We start from the raw sequence: 14342 nt of genomic DNA, 5'->3' as shown, positions 1-14342 counted from the left end.
AGCCACGAACGGGCGCACCACCCTAAGACTTCGTAATCGCCCCATACCGCTGCAGCGCGACCTGCCGTTCCTCCGCATGGTCGACGATCGGCTCCGGATATCCCGCCGGACGCTCCTTCAGCACATGCACCGCTTTCCCTTCCACCCCACGCAATTCCGGCACATACCGGCGCACGTAATCGCCCTGCGGGTCGAATTTCTGACCCTGTGTGGTCGGGTTGAAAATCCGGAAGTACGGCGCGGCGTCCGTCCCGGAACCGGCGACCCATTGCCAGTTCAGCTGGTTCGAGGCCAGATCGCCGTCCACCAGGTGCCGCATGAAGTGCCGTGCGCCCCACCACCACGGTAAATGCAGGTCTTTCACCAGGAAACTCGCCACGATCATCCGGACTCGGTTGTGCATCCAGCCCTCGGCCAGCAACTGCCGCATGCCGGCGTCGACAATCGGGTAACCAGTCCGTCCCTCGCGCCACTGCGTGAACATCTCTTGCGCGGTTTTGCCGGTGTCGTAACGCATCCCGTCGAAACGTCGATCGTAGTTCTTCCGCGCGGTTTCCGGCCGGTTCCACAGGACGTCGGCGTGAAACTCGCGCCAGCACAGCTCGGAACGCAACACCTGCGCACCCTCGGACCGTTTGGCGGCCAGGTCGGCCAGCATCGTCCGCGGATGGATCGCGCCCCACCGCAGATAGGGAGAAAGCTTTGTGGTGCCAGCATGATCCGGCCGATCGCGTTCGGAAGCATAATCCGCGAGACCGTCGGAGAGAAAATCATGCCACACCGACAGAGCAGCTTCCTCTCCGGCTGGCGGCAGCTCGCAGTCCACCTCAGGAGTTTCCGGCAACGCCGACGAGGAAGAAGGCTTAACCCAGTCCACAATAGACACATCGGTGCCCGCCGGACGGGGCCAGCCGTGCTGCGACCAAGCGCGATAGAACGGAGTGAAGACCCGATAGGGGGTACCGTCCGGCTTCGTAACCCGCCCTGGCGTCACGGCGTACGAAGAACCCGTCTCGACCCACTGAATTCGATGCTCCGCCAACGCGGAAGCCACAGCTTCGTCGCGCTCACGCCCATATGGTGCGGTATCCGCTGAAACATGCACCGCGGCCGCGCGGATCTCCCGTGCGGCGGCGACCACCTCCCGCGCCGGATCGCCGTACCGGATCATCAATCGCCCGGACAACGCTTTGTCCAGCTCTCGCAAGGAATTCAGCAGAAACGCGACCCGCGGCGAACCGGCGGGCTTGAGCAGCCGGTCGTCCAGCACGTACAGCGCCAGAATGTGTTTGCTGTGCTTGGCCGCTTCAAAGAGCGCGGCATGGTCCCGCAACCGCAGGTCCCGGCGGAACCACAGCACGACCGGCGCTTCCATCGTCATGCCGCACAACGATAAACGCCCCGCCGCGCGAAGGCACGGCGGGGCGTTTCACCAAGCGGTGACTCAGCGCTCCGACATCGGGATGTAGTCCCGGGACGCGTGGCCGGTGTAGATCTGGCGCGGGCGGCCGATCTTCGTCTGCGGGTCGTTGATCATCTCGCGCCAGTGCGCGATCCAGCCGGGGAGCCGGCCGAGCGCGAACAGCACGGTGAAGTACTTCGTCGGGAACCCGAGCGCGCGGTAGATCAGACCGGTGTAGAAGTCCACGTTCGGGTACAGCTTGCGCTCGACGAAGTAGTCGTCGGAAAGCGCGGTTTCCTCGAGCTTCTTGGCGATCTCCAGCAGCTGGTCGCCGCCCTTGAGCTTGCCGAGAATCTCGTCCGCGGTGTTCTTGATGATCTTCGCGCGCGGGTCGTAGTTCTTGTAGACCCGGTGCCCGAAGCCCATGAGCTTGACACCTTTTTCCTTGTTCTTCACGCGGTTGACGAACGTCGCGACATCGCCGCCGTCGTCGCGGATGCCCTCGAGCATCTCCAGCACCGCCGCGTTCGCGCCGCCGTGCAGCGGGCCGAACAGCGCGTTGATGCCCGCCGAGATGCTGGCGAACAGGTTCGCCTCGGACGAGCCGACGAGCCGCACCGTGGAGGTCGAGCAGTTCTGCTCGTGGTCGGCGTGCAGGATGAACAGCAGGTCGAGCGCCTTCGCGACGTCCGGGTCGACCTCGTACGGCTCGGCCGGGAAGCCGAACGTCATCCGCAGGAAGTTCTCGACCAGGCCCAGCGAGTTGTCCGGGTACAGCAGCGGCTGGCCGACGGACTTCTTGTACGCGTACGCCGCGAGCGTCGGCACCTTCGCCAGCAGGCGGATGGTGGACAGCTCGACGTTGGGCTCGTCGAACGGGTTCAGCGAGTCCTGGTAGAAGGTCGACAGCGCGGAAACGGCGCTGGACAGCACCGGCATCGGGTGCGCGTCGCGCGGGAAGCCGGAGAAGAACGCCTTCAGGTCCTCGTGCAGCAGGGTGTGCCGCTGGATCCGCTCGGTGAAGTCGGCCAGCTGGGCCTCGGTCGGCAGCTCGCCGTAGATGAGCAGGTAGGACACCTCGATGAAGGTGGACTTCCCCGCCAGCTGCTCGATCGGGTAGCCGCGGTAGCGCAGGATGCCCGCATCACCGTCGATGTAGGTGATGGCCGACGACGCGGCTCCGGTGTTGACGAACCCGGGGTCGTAGGTGATGTACCCGGTCTGCGCCAGCAGCTTTCCCAGCTCGATCCCCGGCGCGCCCTCGACCGGGTTGACGACCTTGAACTCGTGCTCGCCACTCGGCAGGCGCAGCGTCGCGGTTTCGCCGCCGGACTGCCCCGCATTCGTCGCGTCGGACATGCAGGTCCCTCTCACGTTGGGCACGGGACGGCGGCGTCTGCGGGTTCCGCAGTAGCCACGTGTTCACGCGAGGAAACACGCGCCTCGCTGCACACCGACCCGCTGGGTATGAATTCACCACTACGCTAGTCGAAGGGTGGGTCAATCCGCACTCGCTGCGTTGCCCCAAAAGGCCCCATTGGGACCAGGTTCACACGGTGGCCGCCATATCCGCCGCGGTCGGCGGCTCCGCTCCGCTCCGGGAAACCGTGATCGAGGCCGCTTTCGCCGCATAAGCAAGCGCTTCGGTCCACGCGCCGGCGTCGAGTGCGGCCAGGTCGCGCACGGTGCGCTCGTGCAGCCAGGCCAGCAACGCGCCCTGCACGGTGTCGCCGGCGCCGATCGTGTCGGCCACCGCGACCTTGCGGGACGCGACGTGGGCCAGCTCACCAGCCGAAGTGATCACAGACAAGCCGTCCGCGCCCCGGGTGAGCACGACGGCGTCCACACCGGACTCCACCCACGATTTCGCCGCGGCCACCGGATCGGCTCCTTCGGCGAGCCACGCGGCGTCGTCGTCGGAGATTTTCAGCAGCCGGACGTCGGGCAGCCACGACGCGAAGCGCGCGCGATAAGCCGCCGGGTCGGCGATGAGCGCCTCCCGGATGTTCGGGTCGAGCGCTGTCAGCGTCCCACGGGCGGATTCACGGCGCAGAATTCGCTCGTACGCGCTCGCGCCGGGCTCCAGCACCATGCCGAGCGTTCCGAGCGACAGCGCGGTGGTTTCTTCCGGCAGCGCACCAGGATCGGAGACCAGCCGATCGGCGGTTCCCTCGACGTAGAACGTGTATTGCGCGGCGCCGCGTTCGTCGAGCGCGACGACAGCGAGCGTCGTCGGCTCGTTGCCGCGCTGCAGCAACGAAGTGTCGACGTGCGAAGCGGAAAGGCGATCCGCCAACGCGACGCCGAACCGGTCAGTGGAAACCCGGGACAGGAAGGACGCGGGCACGCCGAGCCGGGCCGCGGCCAGCGCGACGTTGTACGGCCCGCCGCCGAGTCTCGGCAGCAGCGCGCGCAACCCACCGTCCACAGTGGAATCCAGCGGTTCACCCGGAACGAGGTCGACCAGCGCCTCTCCACCCACCACGATCACAAGCGGCGAGTGTAGAGGAACCGGCGCTGACAATTCCTGTCCACGACCGGCGGTGCCGCCGAAGTCCGTGAAGGGTCCGCTGATTCCCAGTGCCAGGAACTTGGACCGCGAATTCAGCGCGGTCCGCGAGGGACTCTGATTCCCGCACGGACGCCTGGCCGCGCCCAAGCCCTTCGACCTGGGCAGACGCGCCTCAACCGCGCCCGTCGCGCCGCCTTGGCCCTTGGCATGGGGACTGATTCCCGGAAGGGGCCCTTCACGGACGGTCAGTTCTTGTCGAGACCGCCGAGCAGAAGTTCGCCGAGCGCGGTGAACGCTTCCGCGTCGGACACGTCGGTGCGGCGGCCGAGCACGCCGGTCTGAATGCCCTCGATGATCAGTCCGGTCATTTCGGCCACAAGCCGCGCGTGCACGTCGCGGAACACTCCGTCGGCGACGCCCTTGTCGATGAACGCGCGGATCCGGCGCGCGGCGGCGCGGCTGTTGAGCTGATAGGTGTCGCGTGCGGGCGCGAACGCGGCGATATCGGCCATGAACTCCGGCGACGCCCGGTTCAGGTGCTCGGAGACGCCGGAGAGGTACGCGCCGATCAGCTCGCGCGCGTCGGCGATGCCCGCGATCCGCTTCTCCAGGCGTTCAGCGGCGTCGCGGAAGAAGTGCGCGACGACCTTGACCGCGAGCTGCTCCTTGCTCGGCGCGAGCGCGTACAGCGTCGACTTCGAGCAGCGAAGCCGGGCGGCCAGGTCGTCGAGCGTGAAGCCGGCGAAGCCCTCCGCCAGGAACAACGCCTCAAGCTCGCGCAGCAGGGCTTGCTGCCGCGCGGTGGGACGGCGACGGGCTTCAGGGGTGGACATCACGTCACTATCTCCTACCGATCAGGGACAGCCCCGCTCCGCATACGGTACTCTCAATCAGCCGTTAGTACTGTTTTCAGTACCACCGCGTTCTGGGAGGAACCATGCCGGTCGACCGTCTGCTGCCGACGCCGGAGTCCGAAGACCTGCTCTCGCTCGTCACGGAAATCGCCCGTGACGAGCTGAAACCGCGTGCTTCGGCCGACGAGGAGGCCGAGAAGTTCCCGCGCGACCTGTTCGCCCTGATGGGCAAGTCCGGCCTGCTGGGTCTGCCGTACTCGGAGCGCTGGGGCGGGGCCGAGCAGCCGTACGAGGTCTACCTGCAGGCGCTGGAGGAGATCGCCGGCGCGTGGATGAGCGTCGGCGTCGGGCTGTCGGTGCACACGATGTCCTGTTACGCGCTCGCGCATTACGGCACGGAAGAACAGCAGGACCGCTGGCTGCCGGACATGCTGGGCGGCTCGCTGCTCGGCGCGTATGCCCTGTCTGAAACGCAGGCCGGCTCGGACGCGGCCGCGCTGTCCACCCGCGCGCGGCTTTCCGAGGACGAGTACGTCGTCAATGGCACGAAAGCGTGGATCACCCACGCCGGCGTCGCGGACTTCTACACGACGATGGTCCGCACGAGCGAGGACGGCGGCCACGGCATCTCGTGTCTCCTGGTCGACTCGTCGACCCCCGGCCTCTCGGCGGCCCCGCGCGAACGGAAGATGGGCCTCACCGGCTCCCCCACCGCGCAGATGCTGTTCGAGGACGCCCGCGTCCCGGCCGACCGTCTTATCGGCGGCGAGGGCGCTGGCCTGAAGATCGCTTTGTCGTCGCTCAGTTCCGGTCGGCTCGGGATCGCCGCCTGCGCCGTGGGCCTGGCGCAGGCCGCGCTGGACGAGGCCGTGGAGTACGCGAAGGGGCGCACGCAGTTCGGGCGTCCGATCGCGGACTTCCAGGGCTTGGAGTTCCTGCTGGCCGACATGGCGGCGACGGTCGAATCGGCCCGTGCGACCTACCTGGACGCCGCTCGCCGTCGCGACCGCGGCCTGGACTTCCAGCGCCAGTCGTCGATCGCGAAGCTGGTGGCGACGGACGGCGCGATGAAGGTGACGACGGACGCGGTCCAGGTGCTCGGCGGTGCGGGGTACACGAAGGACTTCCCGGTGGAGAGGTACATGCGGGAGGCGAAGGTGCCGCAGATCTTCGAGGGGACGAACCAGATTCAGCGGATGGTGATCGCGCGTTCGCTGAAGAACGCCTAGTCTTTTCTGTCGTCATAAGCCGCGCGGGCTGCTTGGACGCGGCCCGCGTTGGCTTTCGACCAGTCGGCGATCGCGCCGGTCAACGCGCCGACGTCCCTGCCGAGATCGGTCAGCGCGTACTCCACGCGGGGCGGAATCGTCGGGTAGATCGTGCGGCTGACCAGCCCGTCGCGTTCGAGGTTGCGCAGCACCTGGGTGAGCGATTTCTGCGTCACTCCCTCGACGCCACGACGCAGTTCAGTGAACCGCAACGGGCGCTCGTACTGACGGAGCAGGCCGAGGACGTAGAGCGTCCATTTGTTGGCCAGCACGTCCATCACGGTGCGCGACGGGCACGCTTTCGCATACTTGGTATCCATTGGGTACCTATAGATCGTCGAGGTGCCTTCTTCACAAACGATACCGGTGGCGAGCAGTATTTCTCGCATGATCTTGGTTACCGGAGCCACCGGCAAAATCGGCCGCGAAGCTGTCCGACTGCTCGGACCGGTCCGCACGCTCGTCCGCACCCCGTCGGGCGGCACCGACGAAGTGATCGGCGATTTCGACCGGCCGGACACCCTGGACGCGGCCCTGCGCGACGTCGACACGCTCCTGCTGATCGGCCCCGCCGTGGCGTCGCAGATCGCGGTCCTCGATCGCGCGGTCGCGCACGGGGTGCGGCACGTCGTGCGGGTCACCAACCACAAGGCTGTCGACGATTCGCCAGTCGCCCGGCGTCGGGAGCACGCGCGGATCGACGCGCACCTCAAGGCGTCGGGAATGGCGTACACGCTGCTCGCGCCGAACTTCTTCATGCAGAATCTGCTGGCCCTCGCACCGGAGATCGCCGGAACCGGCGGCTTTTCGAGCTCCGCGGGCGACGGCCGGATCGGGATGATCGACGCCCGCGACGTCGCCGCGGCGGCCGCGACGATCGCGACTGATCCGGCGGCGCATGCCGGGCGGACGTATCTGCTGACCGGACCGGAGTTGGTCACGTTCGCCGAGGTGGCGCAGGAATGGGCTTCGGTGACCGGCCGCCCGGTGGAGTATCGACGGATCTCGGCCGAGGAGCATCGCGCGGTGATGGAGTCGAACGGAGTGCCCGAGGCGGGGTCGAACGCGCAGGTTTTCGAACTGCTCGCGCAAGGGGACGGGGCTTGGCTCTCAGGGGATTTCGCCGCGGTCACCGGTGGTGCGCCGCGGGGGTTGCGGGCGTTCCTGGCGGACTGTGTTGGCGGAAAGTGTCGTACCCCTCGCTTACCGTGAGCGGCATGGACACCACGACACTGCCGCGGCAACTGCTCTCGATCAAGGACTACCTCGCGCTCGGCGAGGTCGAGCCGGGTTTTACCGAACTCGTCGAAGGCCGTCTGGTCTTCTCGCCGTCACCGGGCGCGTGGCACAACCGCGCGACGTACGAGCTCGCTTTCCAGCTGCACGATCAGCTTTCGGACGAGTTTTGCTTGGTGCCGCGCGTCGATATCGATCTCGGTCTCGCGCCGGACGGGGCACCGGGATTCTCCCGGTGCCCCGATCTCCTGGTCACCACGTCCGAAGTGATCGCCCGGACTCCCCAAGAAGACATCCTGCGCGCAGAAGATCTCGTCCTGGTGGTCGAAGTCGCGACACCGGATTCGAAGCGCACCGACTACGTCACGAAGCACAAGGAGTACGCCGACGCCGGAATCCCGTTCTACTGGATCCTCGACCTCGACGACCCGATCTCCCTCGTCGCCTGCCACCAGGCCGGAGACCTCGGCTACCAGGACGCCCCCGCCGTCACCGGCAAATTCCGCACCACAGAGCCATTCCCCGCGGAAGTCGACCTCGCCGCGCTGCTTGATTGAGGCGGCTGCCCGGGCCGCCTCAACCAAGGCATCAGCGAGTTTCCCGGTACCGCCGATCCGCCGACACGCCCTCGCCGGTCGTCTCGTCGAAGTGGTAGACCTCCTGGCCCCGCACGAACACCCGCATCGCGCGGTTCATCACGTCCAGCGGGTCGCCCGACCACACGACCACGTCCGCGTCCAAACCGGGTGCCAGGGTGCCGATCCGGTCGTCCAGGCCGAGCATCTGCGCCGGGTGCAGCGTCAGTGCCTTCAGCGCGGTCTCCGGGTCCAGGCCGTCCTTCACCGCCAAAGCGGCTTGGTACACCAGGAAGTTGATGGGAACGACCGGGTGGTCAGTGGTGATGGAAATACGAACCCCGGCCCGCGCCAGGATCCCCGCCGAGCGCAGGCTTCGGTTGCGCAGTTCCACCTTGGACTTCGTGGTGAACAGCGGGCCGAGGATCACCGGGACGTCGCGTTCGGCCAGGAGGTCCGCGATCAGGTGGCCTTCGGTGCCGTGGTTGATCACCAGTTTGTAGCCGAATTCGTCGGCGAGCCGGATCGCGGTCACCATGTCGTCGGCGCGGTGCACGTGCTGGTCCCAGTACAGCTCGCCGTCCAGGACCTTCGCCAGCGTTTCGTTGGTCAGGTCCGTTTCGAACGGCTTGCCCTCTGCCAGCGCGTGGTCGCGCTTCGCCTGGTAATTGCGGGCCTTCGTGAACGCCTCGCGCAGGATCGCGGCCACGCCGAGCCTCGTGGACGGCGTGACCTTTTTCTCGCCGTAAACCCGTTTCGGGTTCTCGCCCAGCGCGCTTTTCACGCTCACGTGCTCGGCGAAGATCATGTCCAGAATGGACCGGCCCCACGTCTTCACGCCGATGGTCTGCCCGCCGATCGGGTTGCCCGACCCCGGCTTGATCACCACGCTCGTGACGCCGCCGGACAGCGCGTCGTCGAAACCCGGTTCGTACGGGTCGATCCCGTCGACCGCGCGGAAGCGCGCGCCGTTCGGGTCGGTCATTTCGTTGGTGTCGTTGCCCGCCCAGCCCTCGCCGTCCTCGTGGACGCCGAGGTGCGCGTGCGCGTCGATGAATCCCGGCAGGACCCAGCTGCCGGACGCGTCCACCAGCTCCGCGTCCTCCGGCACCTCGACGTCGGCCTCAGCCCCGACTTGGGTGATCCGGCCGTCTTCGATGAGCACAGTGCCGCCCTCGATCGGAGCGGCGCCGACGGGGACCACATAGCCCCCGACAATCGCCTTGTAAGCCATAGTTTGACACGCTAACGAACTCACCCGGGTTCGCGCATCCGGGGTTTTTCGAGGTGCACCAACTGATAGTCCGCTTCCGGCGAGCGATGCGTCTCGCGGTAACCGAGCTTTCGGTACAAATAGAGCGGCCCGGCCGAACGCTCGCCGGTGAACAGCCGGAACACCGTCACCTCCGCCGGGGTCGCCTCCTCCGCGGCCGCCAGCAGCGCGGTACCGAGTCCCTCGCCTTGCCGATCCGGTGCCACCACGAGCCTGCCGATCTCGCCGACGCGACCCTCCACTCGCATCCGCACGCTCGCCACCAGCCGGCCGCCGTCGCGGAAACCCCAGACCGTGATCGACGGGTCGGCGATGGCCGCGCGCACGTGGTCGAGGGTGTCCAGCAACGGCGGCAGGTCGAAGTTCTGGTGTGCCCGCGCCTCGGTGATGTACGCGGCCTGCTGCAGGGTCAGCAACTCACCCGCGTCGGCGTCGGTCAGCAGCTCGGGTTTCACGGGACCCGGATTCCCCAGCTGCCCGTCCACGACGTGGCCGGTTCCAGTTCGATCAGGTCGGTGCGGGTGTTGAGCGCGTCCGCCGGGCAGGTCATCGGCTCGATCGCCACCGCGCGGCCGCGGCCGGTCAGGTCGTCCGGCGTGAACACCTGCACCCAGCGGAAGTCCGGGCCGGTCCAGACCACCAGCTGGCGATCCCCGTGGGACAGCACGTGGTGGTGGGTGCCGTCGGCGGCCAGCTCCAGCCCGCCGAACGCGGTGTCCAGGTCAACGCCTTCCAGCACACGCCCCTGGCGGAAGTCGTACCCGGTGTCCTCGACGTCCTGCTCGTCCGCGTACGGCATCTGCTGGTCGCCCTCGTACGGCCGGACTCGCGTGGCGGGCAGCGTGAGGGTCAGCTCGTCGGTGGGCGCGTCGCCGATCCGGAAGTACGGGTGGGTCCCGACGCCGACGCCGATCGGCTTCTCCCCCTCGTTGCGGATCTCGTGCGTGATGACGAGCTCGCGCGGCTGCAGGTCGTACGTGATCGTCGCGCGCAGCGGGACCGGCCAGCCGGGCTGCGCCTCGACGTCGATGGCAAGCGTGATCGACGTTTCGGCGTGCTCCAGCAGCTCCCATTCGAGGTGCCGGGTCAGGCCGTGGATGGCGTTGCCGCGCGCTTCCTCGGTGATTTCCAGCTGCTGCTCTTCGCCTTCGAACTCCCACTTGCCGCCCTTGGTCCGGTTCGGCCACGGCAGCAGCACCTGGCCGAGCCCCTTCGGCGGCTTCTCGTCCTCAGCGAACGTCTCGACGTAGGGCACCCCGCTGATCTCGAACGCGCGCAGCCCGGCACCGATCTCGGTGATGACGGCGCGCGCGTTGCCGCGGGTGATCTCGAACTGCTCTCCGGTGGGGTTCGCCATGGCGCTGAGGTTACCGATCGGCCGCGCCGCGCGGGCAGCGCTCGAAACTAACAGCGCTCGAAACTAACTAGACCGGTCGTCATAGTTTGAGCTACGGTGGGCCCATGGTCAACCGCACCGACACGCGCCGCCGGATGCTCGAATCGGCGGCTGAGCTGTTTCGCACCCAGGGCTATCACGCCACCGGGATGACGCAGCTCGTGTCCGAAAGCCGGGCCCCGAAGGGGTCGCTGTACTTCCATTTCCCCGGCGGCAAGGAACAACTCGCCGCCGAGGCGGTACAGCTTTCCGGGGAGCGGCTGGCCGGGCAGTTCCGCGAAATCACCGCTGCCGCACCGGATCCGGCCACCGCCATCGACCTCATCGTTGCCGCGCTGGCCGCCGCGCTGGCCGAATCGGACTTCCGCTGCGGCTGTCCAATCGCGACAGTCGCATTGGAAGCCGCCGACAGCGAGCCGATCCGCGCCGCCTGCGACCAGGGTTACGAAGGCTGGCTGCGCGGCATTTCCGCTTACTTCATCGAGCGCGGTCTTCCCGAAAAACGCGCTGCTTCGCTGGCGACCATCGTGCTTTCCGCGATCGAAGGCGCGTTGCTGCTCGCACGCACCCGGCGGGACACCTCGCCGCTGCAAGCCGTCGCCGCCCATCTGCACACCACTGTCGAACGGGAGTTCGCCTAATGCGTGTACACCACTTCAACTGCGGCACCATGCGCCCGATCGGCGGCAAGCTCGTCGACGGAAAGCCCGGGCTGCTGCGCCGAGCCACCCTTGTGTGCCACTGCATGCTGGTCGAAACCGGCACCGGATTGACCCTCATCGAGACCGGAATGGGTTCGCCCACCGTCACCGACGCCGCGCGCTGGCTCGGCCCGCGCTTCCTGCGCACGTCGAACCCGCTGATGGACGAAAGCGAAACCGCGCTGAGCCGCATCCGCGCGCTGGGCTTCGACCCGGCCGACGTCCGCGACATCGTCCTCACCCACCTCGATCTCGACCACGCCGGCGGGCTCGTCGACTTCCCGCAGGCCCGCGTGCACGTCTACGGCAAGGAACTCGACGCCTACCGCACCGGAAACCCGCGGTACCGCGACGTCCAGTTCCGCCACGGTCCACAGTGGAAGTCCTATTCGGACACTGGGGACAGCTGGTTCGGCCTCGACGCGGTCCGCGCGCTGGACGGGGTCGAGGGCGTCGCGCTCGTGCCGCTCGCCGGGCACACTGTCGGCCACGCCGGGGTGGCTGTCGACACCGGGTCCGGCTGGGTGCTCAACGCGGGCGACGCGTATTTCTTCCACCAGGAGATCGACACCGATTCCTATTGCCCGCCCGGATTGGCTATGTTCGAACGGCGGGTCCAGACGCTGCCCGGGCCGCGGCGCGAGAACCAGCGCCGGTTGCGCGAGCTGCGCCGGGACCACGCCGACGAGGTGACCGTGTTCGCCTCGCACGACCTGACCGATTTCGTCCGGCTCAGCGAGAGGAGCACGGTATGAAGGTGCACCACCTCAACTGCGGCACGATGCGCCCGCTCGGCGGCAAGGCGCTCGACGGCCGCCCCGGGATGCTGCGGCGCAGCACGATCGTGGCGCACTGCCTGCTGGTCGAGACCGCCGACTCGCTCGTCCTGGTCGACACCGGTTTCGGCACCCGCGGCGTCACCGAATCGCGGCGCTGGCTCGGCGGTCCGTTCATGGCGATGGTCGGCGCGAAGCCGACCATGGAAGAGACCGCCGTGGCGCAAATCCGCGCGCTGGGCCACGACCCCGCCGACGTCCGGCACATCGTGATGACTCACCTCGACGTCGACCACGCCGGTGGTCTCGCCGATTTCCCTGACGCCACAGTGCATGTCCGCACCACCGAACGCCGCGCCGCGGACAATCCGAAGAGCTTCCCGGAGAAAACGCGGTACCGCGCCGAGCAATTCGCGCACAGTCCACTGTGGAGCACCTACGACGAGGCCGGCGAGAAGTGGTTCGGCTTCGACGCCGTGCAACCGTTGCGTGGCCTGCCACCGGAAATCCTGCTCGTCCCGTTGCCCGGCCACACGCACGGCCACTCCGGCGTCGCGGTCGACACCGGCGACGGCTGGCTCCTGCACGCCGGCGACGCGTACTTCTTCCACGGCGAAGTCGCCCCGGTGAGCCCGCACTGCCCGCCGGGCATGCGCGTGTTCGAGGCGATCAACCAGATGGACGGGGCCACCCGCCGCGCCAACCTCGCCCGGTTGCAGACTCTCGCCCGAGAGAAGCAGGACGAGGTCTCGGTGTTCAGCGCGCACAGCCCGGTCGAATTCCAGGCGCTGCGCCGGAATACCGCGCAGCCCTCCGCGAGTTGAGTACCCGCATGACGCGTATCCGGTACGTCGGCGGCCCGACCGCCCTCATCGAGTACGGCGAGATCCGCCTGCTCACCGACCCGACGTTCGACGCCCCCGGCGACTACCCGATCGGCACCCGCAAGCTGGCGAAAACCGCTGGTCCCGCGGTCGCCGCGGCGGAGGTCGGCGAGGTGGACGCGGTGCTGCTCTCCCACGACCAGCACCCCGACAACCTGGACGCGGCGGGGCGAAACTACGCCCTCGACGCCCCGCTCGTCCTGTCCACCGCCTCGGCGAGGGAACGGATCGGCGAGCCCGTCCGGGCGCTGGCCAACTGGGAGTCCTACGACCTCGGCGGCGTCCGCGTCACCGGAGTGCCCGCGCAGCACGGGCCCGACGGCAGCGAGCATCTCGTCGGCGAGGTCACCGGTTTCGTGCTCGAAAGCGAAGGCCAGCCGACCGTTTACGTCAGCGGTGACAACGCTTCGCTCGACGTCGTGCGGCAGATCGCCGAGCGTTTCGAGCGGATCGACATCGCTGTTCTCTTCGCGGGCGGGGCGCAGACACCGCTGGTCGGCGACGCGTACCTCACCCTGCCCAGCGACGGCGCGGCCGAGGCGGCCCGGATCCTGAACGCGCGCCAGGTCGTCCCCCTGCACTTCGAGCATTGGGCGCATTTCACCCAGGGCCCGGGTACTCTCCGTCCGGCTTTCGCCCAGGCTGGCCTCGAGGACCGGCTGCATTTGCTCAAGCCCGGCGAGCAGGTCAGCTTCCAGTAAGCACAAAGCCTCCGTCGACGGTGATCACCGCGCCGGTGACGAAACTGTTCTCCATCAAGTACACATTGGTCGCCGCGACCTGGTCCGCCTCGCCGACCGATTTCGTCAGCGTCCGTTCGGTGAACGCGGCAACCATCGCGTCCAACTGTGGTTGCGGCAGCCCGTCCCACATCGGCGTATGGACCGGCCCCGGGCGCACTGTGTTGACCCGTACCGGGGCCAGGTCGACGGCCAGTCCGCGCGCCAATCCCTCGATAGCGCTGACGGAACCAGCCGCGAGCGCCGCGCCGGGCATCGGGCGGACGCCGACGATCCCGGACGTCAGCACGATCGAACCGCCCGGCCGAATCCGCGGCGCGGCGTGCTTCACCGCGCTCACGACGCCCCAGTAACGGACGTAGAACCCGCTCTGCGCGTCATCGAGCGGCAGGTCGGCGAGCGACTGCTGATGCGGCGCGTCACCTGCGGTGTACACGAGGTGGTCTAACTGGCCGACGTGCTCGAACAGGGCCGCGACGTTCGCTTCGTCGCGTACGTCGGCGACGAATCCTTCGCAGCTGTCCGGCAATTCGGCGAGCGCCGCGTCCAGCCGTTCCTTGCCACTCGACGCGATCGTGACGGACGCGCCCGCCTCCGCCGCGGCCCGCGCGGTCGCCAATCCCATGCCCGAACTGCCGCCGATGACGACAACTCGCTGGTCAAGCAAAGACATGATCTACCCCTCCGAGGTTGATGACTCAGTGAGACATCAACAGTAGCAGTGA

General features: G+C 67.8%; 16 protein-coding genes. 7 read left to right on the top strand and 9 right to left on the bottom strand.

The features are described from left to right. Positions 1–22: 22 nt before the first annotated feature. The 4 genes from ABZX37_RS24325 to ABZX37_RS24310 form a co-directional block, all read right to left on the bottom strand. Positions 23–1381, bottom strand: a complete 1359-nt coding sequence (locus ABZX37_RS24325) for a deoxyribodipyrimidine photo-lyase (protein WP_354743098.1) — start codon at positions 1379–1381, stop codon at positions 23–25. 63 nt (positions 1382–1444) lie between these two features. Then, entirely contained in the window at positions 1445–2761 is a 1317-nt protein-coding gene (locus ABZX37_RS24320) for a citrate synthase (RefSeq protein ID WP_354743096.1), read from the bottom strand. 190 nt (positions 2762–2951) lie between these two features. Then, complete coding sequence (locus ABZX37_RS24315) at positions 2952–3893, bottom strand: carbohydrate kinase (RefSeq protein ID WP_354743094.1); 942 nt, start codon at positions 3891–3893, stop codon at positions 2952–2954. A gap of 266 nt (positions 3894–4159) precedes the next feature. Continuing rightward, entirely contained in the window at positions 4160–4747 is a 588-nt protein-coding gene (locus ABZX37_RS24310; protein ID WP_354743092.1) for a TetR/AcrR family transcriptional regulator, read from the bottom strand. Between the two features lie 104 nt (positions 4748–4851). Here ABZX37_RS24310 and ABZX37_RS24305 point away from each other — a divergent pair, with 104 nt between their 5' ends. Continuing rightward, positions 4852–5997 carry an acyl-CoA dehydrogenase family protein gene (locus ABZX37_RS24305; protein WP_354743090.1) on the top strand — a complete coding sequence of 382 codons (1146 nt, stop codon included), beginning with the start codon at positions 4852–4854 and terminating at the stop codon, positions 5995–5997. Here the strand turns inward: ABZX37_RS24305 and ABZX37_RS24300 are convergent. Next, positions 5994–6356, bottom strand: coding sequence for a helix-turn-helix domain-containing protein (locus ABZX37_RS24300; protein ID WP_354743088.1), 363 nt, complete (start codon positions 6354–6356; stop codon positions 5994–5996). The two genes, ABZX37_RS24305 and ABZX37_RS24300, sit on opposite strands and share 4 nt — an antisense overlap. A gap of 67 nt (positions 6357–6423) precedes the next feature. Here ABZX37_RS24300 and ABZX37_RS24295 point away from each other — a divergent pair, with 67 nt between their 5' ends. Both ABZX37_RS24295 and ABZX37_RS24290 read left to right on the top strand, forming a co-directional pair. After that, positions 6424–7248 carry an NmrA family NAD(P)-binding protein gene (locus ABZX37_RS24295; protein WP_354743087.1) on the top strand — a complete coding sequence of 275 codons (825 nt, stop codon included), beginning with the start codon at positions 6424–6426 and terminating at the stop codon, positions 7246–7248. A gap of 5 nt (positions 7249–7253) precedes the next feature. Continuing rightward, positions 7254–7829 carry a Uma2 family endonuclease gene (locus ABZX37_RS24290; protein WP_354743085.1) on the top strand — a complete coding sequence of 192 codons (576 nt, stop codon included), beginning with the start codon at positions 7254–7256 and terminating at the stop codon, positions 7827–7829. Between the two features lie 31 nt (positions 7830–7860). Here ABZX37_RS24290 and ABZX37_RS24285 read toward each other — a convergent pair whose 3' ends face one another. Genes ABZX37_RS24285 through ABZX37_RS24275 form a run of 3 tightly spaced genes read right to left on the bottom strand, consistent with a single transcriptional unit; the run spans position 7861 to position 10477 of the window. Beyond that, positions 7861–9081 (bottom strand): amidohydrolase, encoded by a 1221-nt coding sequence (locus tag ABZX37_RS24285; RefSeq protein WP_354743083.1) that lies wholly within the window; start codon positions 9079–9081, stop codon positions 7861–7863. A 20-nt stretch (positions 9082–9101) separates the two neighbouring features. Continuing rightward, entirely contained in the window at positions 9102–9605 is a 504-nt protein-coding gene (locus ABZX37_RS24280) for a GNAT family N-acetyltransferase (RefSeq protein ID WP_354743081.1), read from the bottom strand. Beyond that, entirely contained in the window at positions 9572–10477 is a 906-nt protein-coding gene (locus ABZX37_RS24275) for an aldose 1-epimerase family protein (protein WP_354743079.1), read from the bottom strand. Before ABZX37_RS24275 ends, ABZX37_RS24280 begins: the two co-directional genes overlap by 34 nt. Before the next feature lie 104 nt (positions 10478–10581). On the opposite strand from ABZX37_RS24275, the gene ABZX37_RS24270 reads away from it, so the two are divergent. Genes ABZX37_RS24270 through ABZX37_RS24255 form a run of 4 tightly spaced genes read left to right on the top strand, consistent with a single transcriptional unit; the run spans position 10582 to position 13578 of the window. Then, complete coding sequence (locus ABZX37_RS24270) at positions 10582–11157, top strand: TetR/AcrR family transcriptional regulator (RefSeq protein ID WP_354743077.1); 576 nt, start codon at positions 10582–10584, stop codon at positions 11155–11157. Next, positions 11157–11972, top strand: coding sequence for an MBL fold metallo-hydrolase (locus tag ABZX37_RS24265; protein WP_354743075.1), 816 nt, complete (start codon positions 11157–11159; stop codon positions 11970–11972). The genes ABZX37_RS24270 and ABZX37_RS24265 overlap by 1 nt, the downstream gene beginning before the upstream one ends. Continuing rightward, positions 11969–12817 (top strand): MBL fold metallo-hydrolase, encoded by an 849-nt coding sequence (locus ABZX37_RS24260; RefSeq protein ID WP_354743074.1) that lies wholly within the window; start codon positions 11969–11971, stop codon positions 12815–12817. Before ABZX37_RS24265 ends, ABZX37_RS24260 begins: the two co-directional genes overlap by 4 nt. 8 nt (positions 12818–12825) lie before the next feature. Then, positions 12826–13578: an MBL fold metallo-hydrolase gene (locus ABZX37_RS24255; RefSeq protein WP_354743072.1), complete on the top strand. Its 753-nt coding sequence runs from the start codon at positions 12826–12828 to the stop codon at positions 13576–13578. Here the strand turns inward: ABZX37_RS24255 and ABZX37_RS24250 are convergent. Then, complete coding sequence (locus ABZX37_RS24250; protein ID WP_354743070.1) at positions 13565–14290, bottom strand: SDR family oxidoreductase; 726 nt, start codon at positions 14288–14290, stop codon at positions 13565–13567. The genes ABZX37_RS24255 and ABZX37_RS24250 overlap by 14 nt on opposite strands. Positions 14291–14342: the final 52 nt, after the last annotated feature.

Source organism: Amycolatopsis sp. NPDC004079, assembly GCF_040610415.1.
GTDB classification, from domain to species: Bacteria; Actinomycetota; Actinomycetes; order Mycobacteriales; family Pseudonocardiaceae; genus Amycolatopsis; species Amycolatopsis halotolerans.
This window is presented reverse-complemented; position numbering and strand designations above follow the sequence as displayed.

What these genes read in the sequence shown, in the direction of transcription:
- ABZX37_RS24325 (WP_354743098.1), bottom strand. Translation starts at nt 1,381, where the DNA reads ATGACGATGGAAGCGCCGGTCGTGCTGTGGTTCCGCCGGGACCTGCGG.
- ABZX37_RS24320 (WP_354743096.1), bottom strand. Translation starts at nt 2,761, where the DNA reads ATGTCCGACGCGACGAATGCGGGGCAGTCCGGCGGCGAAACCGCGACG.
- ABZX37_RS24310 (WP_354743092.1), bottom strand. Translation starts at nt 4,747, where the DNA reads ATGTCCACCCCTGAAGCCCGTCGCCGTCCCACCGCGCGGCAGCAAGCC.
- ABZX37_RS24305 (WP_354743090.1), top strand. Translation starts at nt 4,852, where the DNA reads ATGCCGGTCGACCGTCTGCTGCCGACGCCGGAGTCCGAAGACCTGCTC.
- ABZX37_RS24300 (WP_354743088.1), bottom strand. Translation starts at nt 6,356, where the DNA reads ATGGATACCAAGTATGCGAAAGCGTGCCCGTCGCGCACCGTGATGGAC.
- ABZX37_RS24295 (WP_354743087.1), top strand. Translation starts at nt 6,424, where the DNA reads ATGATCTTGGTTACCGGAGCCACCGGCAAAATCGGCCGCGAAGCTGTC.
- ABZX37_RS24290 (WP_354743085.1), top strand. Translation starts at nt 7,254, where the DNA reads ATGGACACCACGACACTGCCGCGGCAACTGCTCTCGATCAAGGACTAC.
- ABZX37_RS24285 (WP_354743083.1), bottom strand. Translation starts at nt 9,081, where the DNA reads ATGGCTTACAAGGCGATTGTCGGGGGCTATGTGGTCCCCGTCGGCGCC.
- ABZX37_RS24275 (WP_354743079.1), bottom strand. Translation starts at nt 10,477, where the DNA reads ATGGCGAACCCCACCGGAGAGCAGTTCGAGATCACCCGCGGCAACGCG.
- ABZX37_RS24270 (WP_354743077.1), top strand. Translation starts at nt 10,582, where the DNA reads ATGGTCAACCGCACCGACACGCGCCGCCGGATGCTCGAATCGGCGGCT.
- ABZX37_RS24265 (WP_354743075.1), top strand. Translation starts at nt 11,157, where the DNA reads ATGCGTGTACACCACTTCAACTGCGGCACCATGCGCCCGATCGGCGGC.
- ABZX37_RS24260 (WP_354743074.1), top strand. Translation starts at nt 11,969, where the DNA reads ATGAAGGTGCACCACCTCAACTGCGGCACGATGCGCCCGCTCGGCGGC.
- ABZX37_RS24255 (WP_354743072.1), top strand. Translation starts at nt 12,826, where the DNA reads ATGACGCGTATCCGGTACGTCGGCGGCCCGACCGCCCTCATCGAGTAC.
- ABZX37_RS24250 (WP_354743070.1), bottom strand. Translation starts at nt 14,290, where the DNA reads ATGTCTTTGCTTGACCAGCGAGTTGTCGTCATCGGCGGCAGTTCGGGC.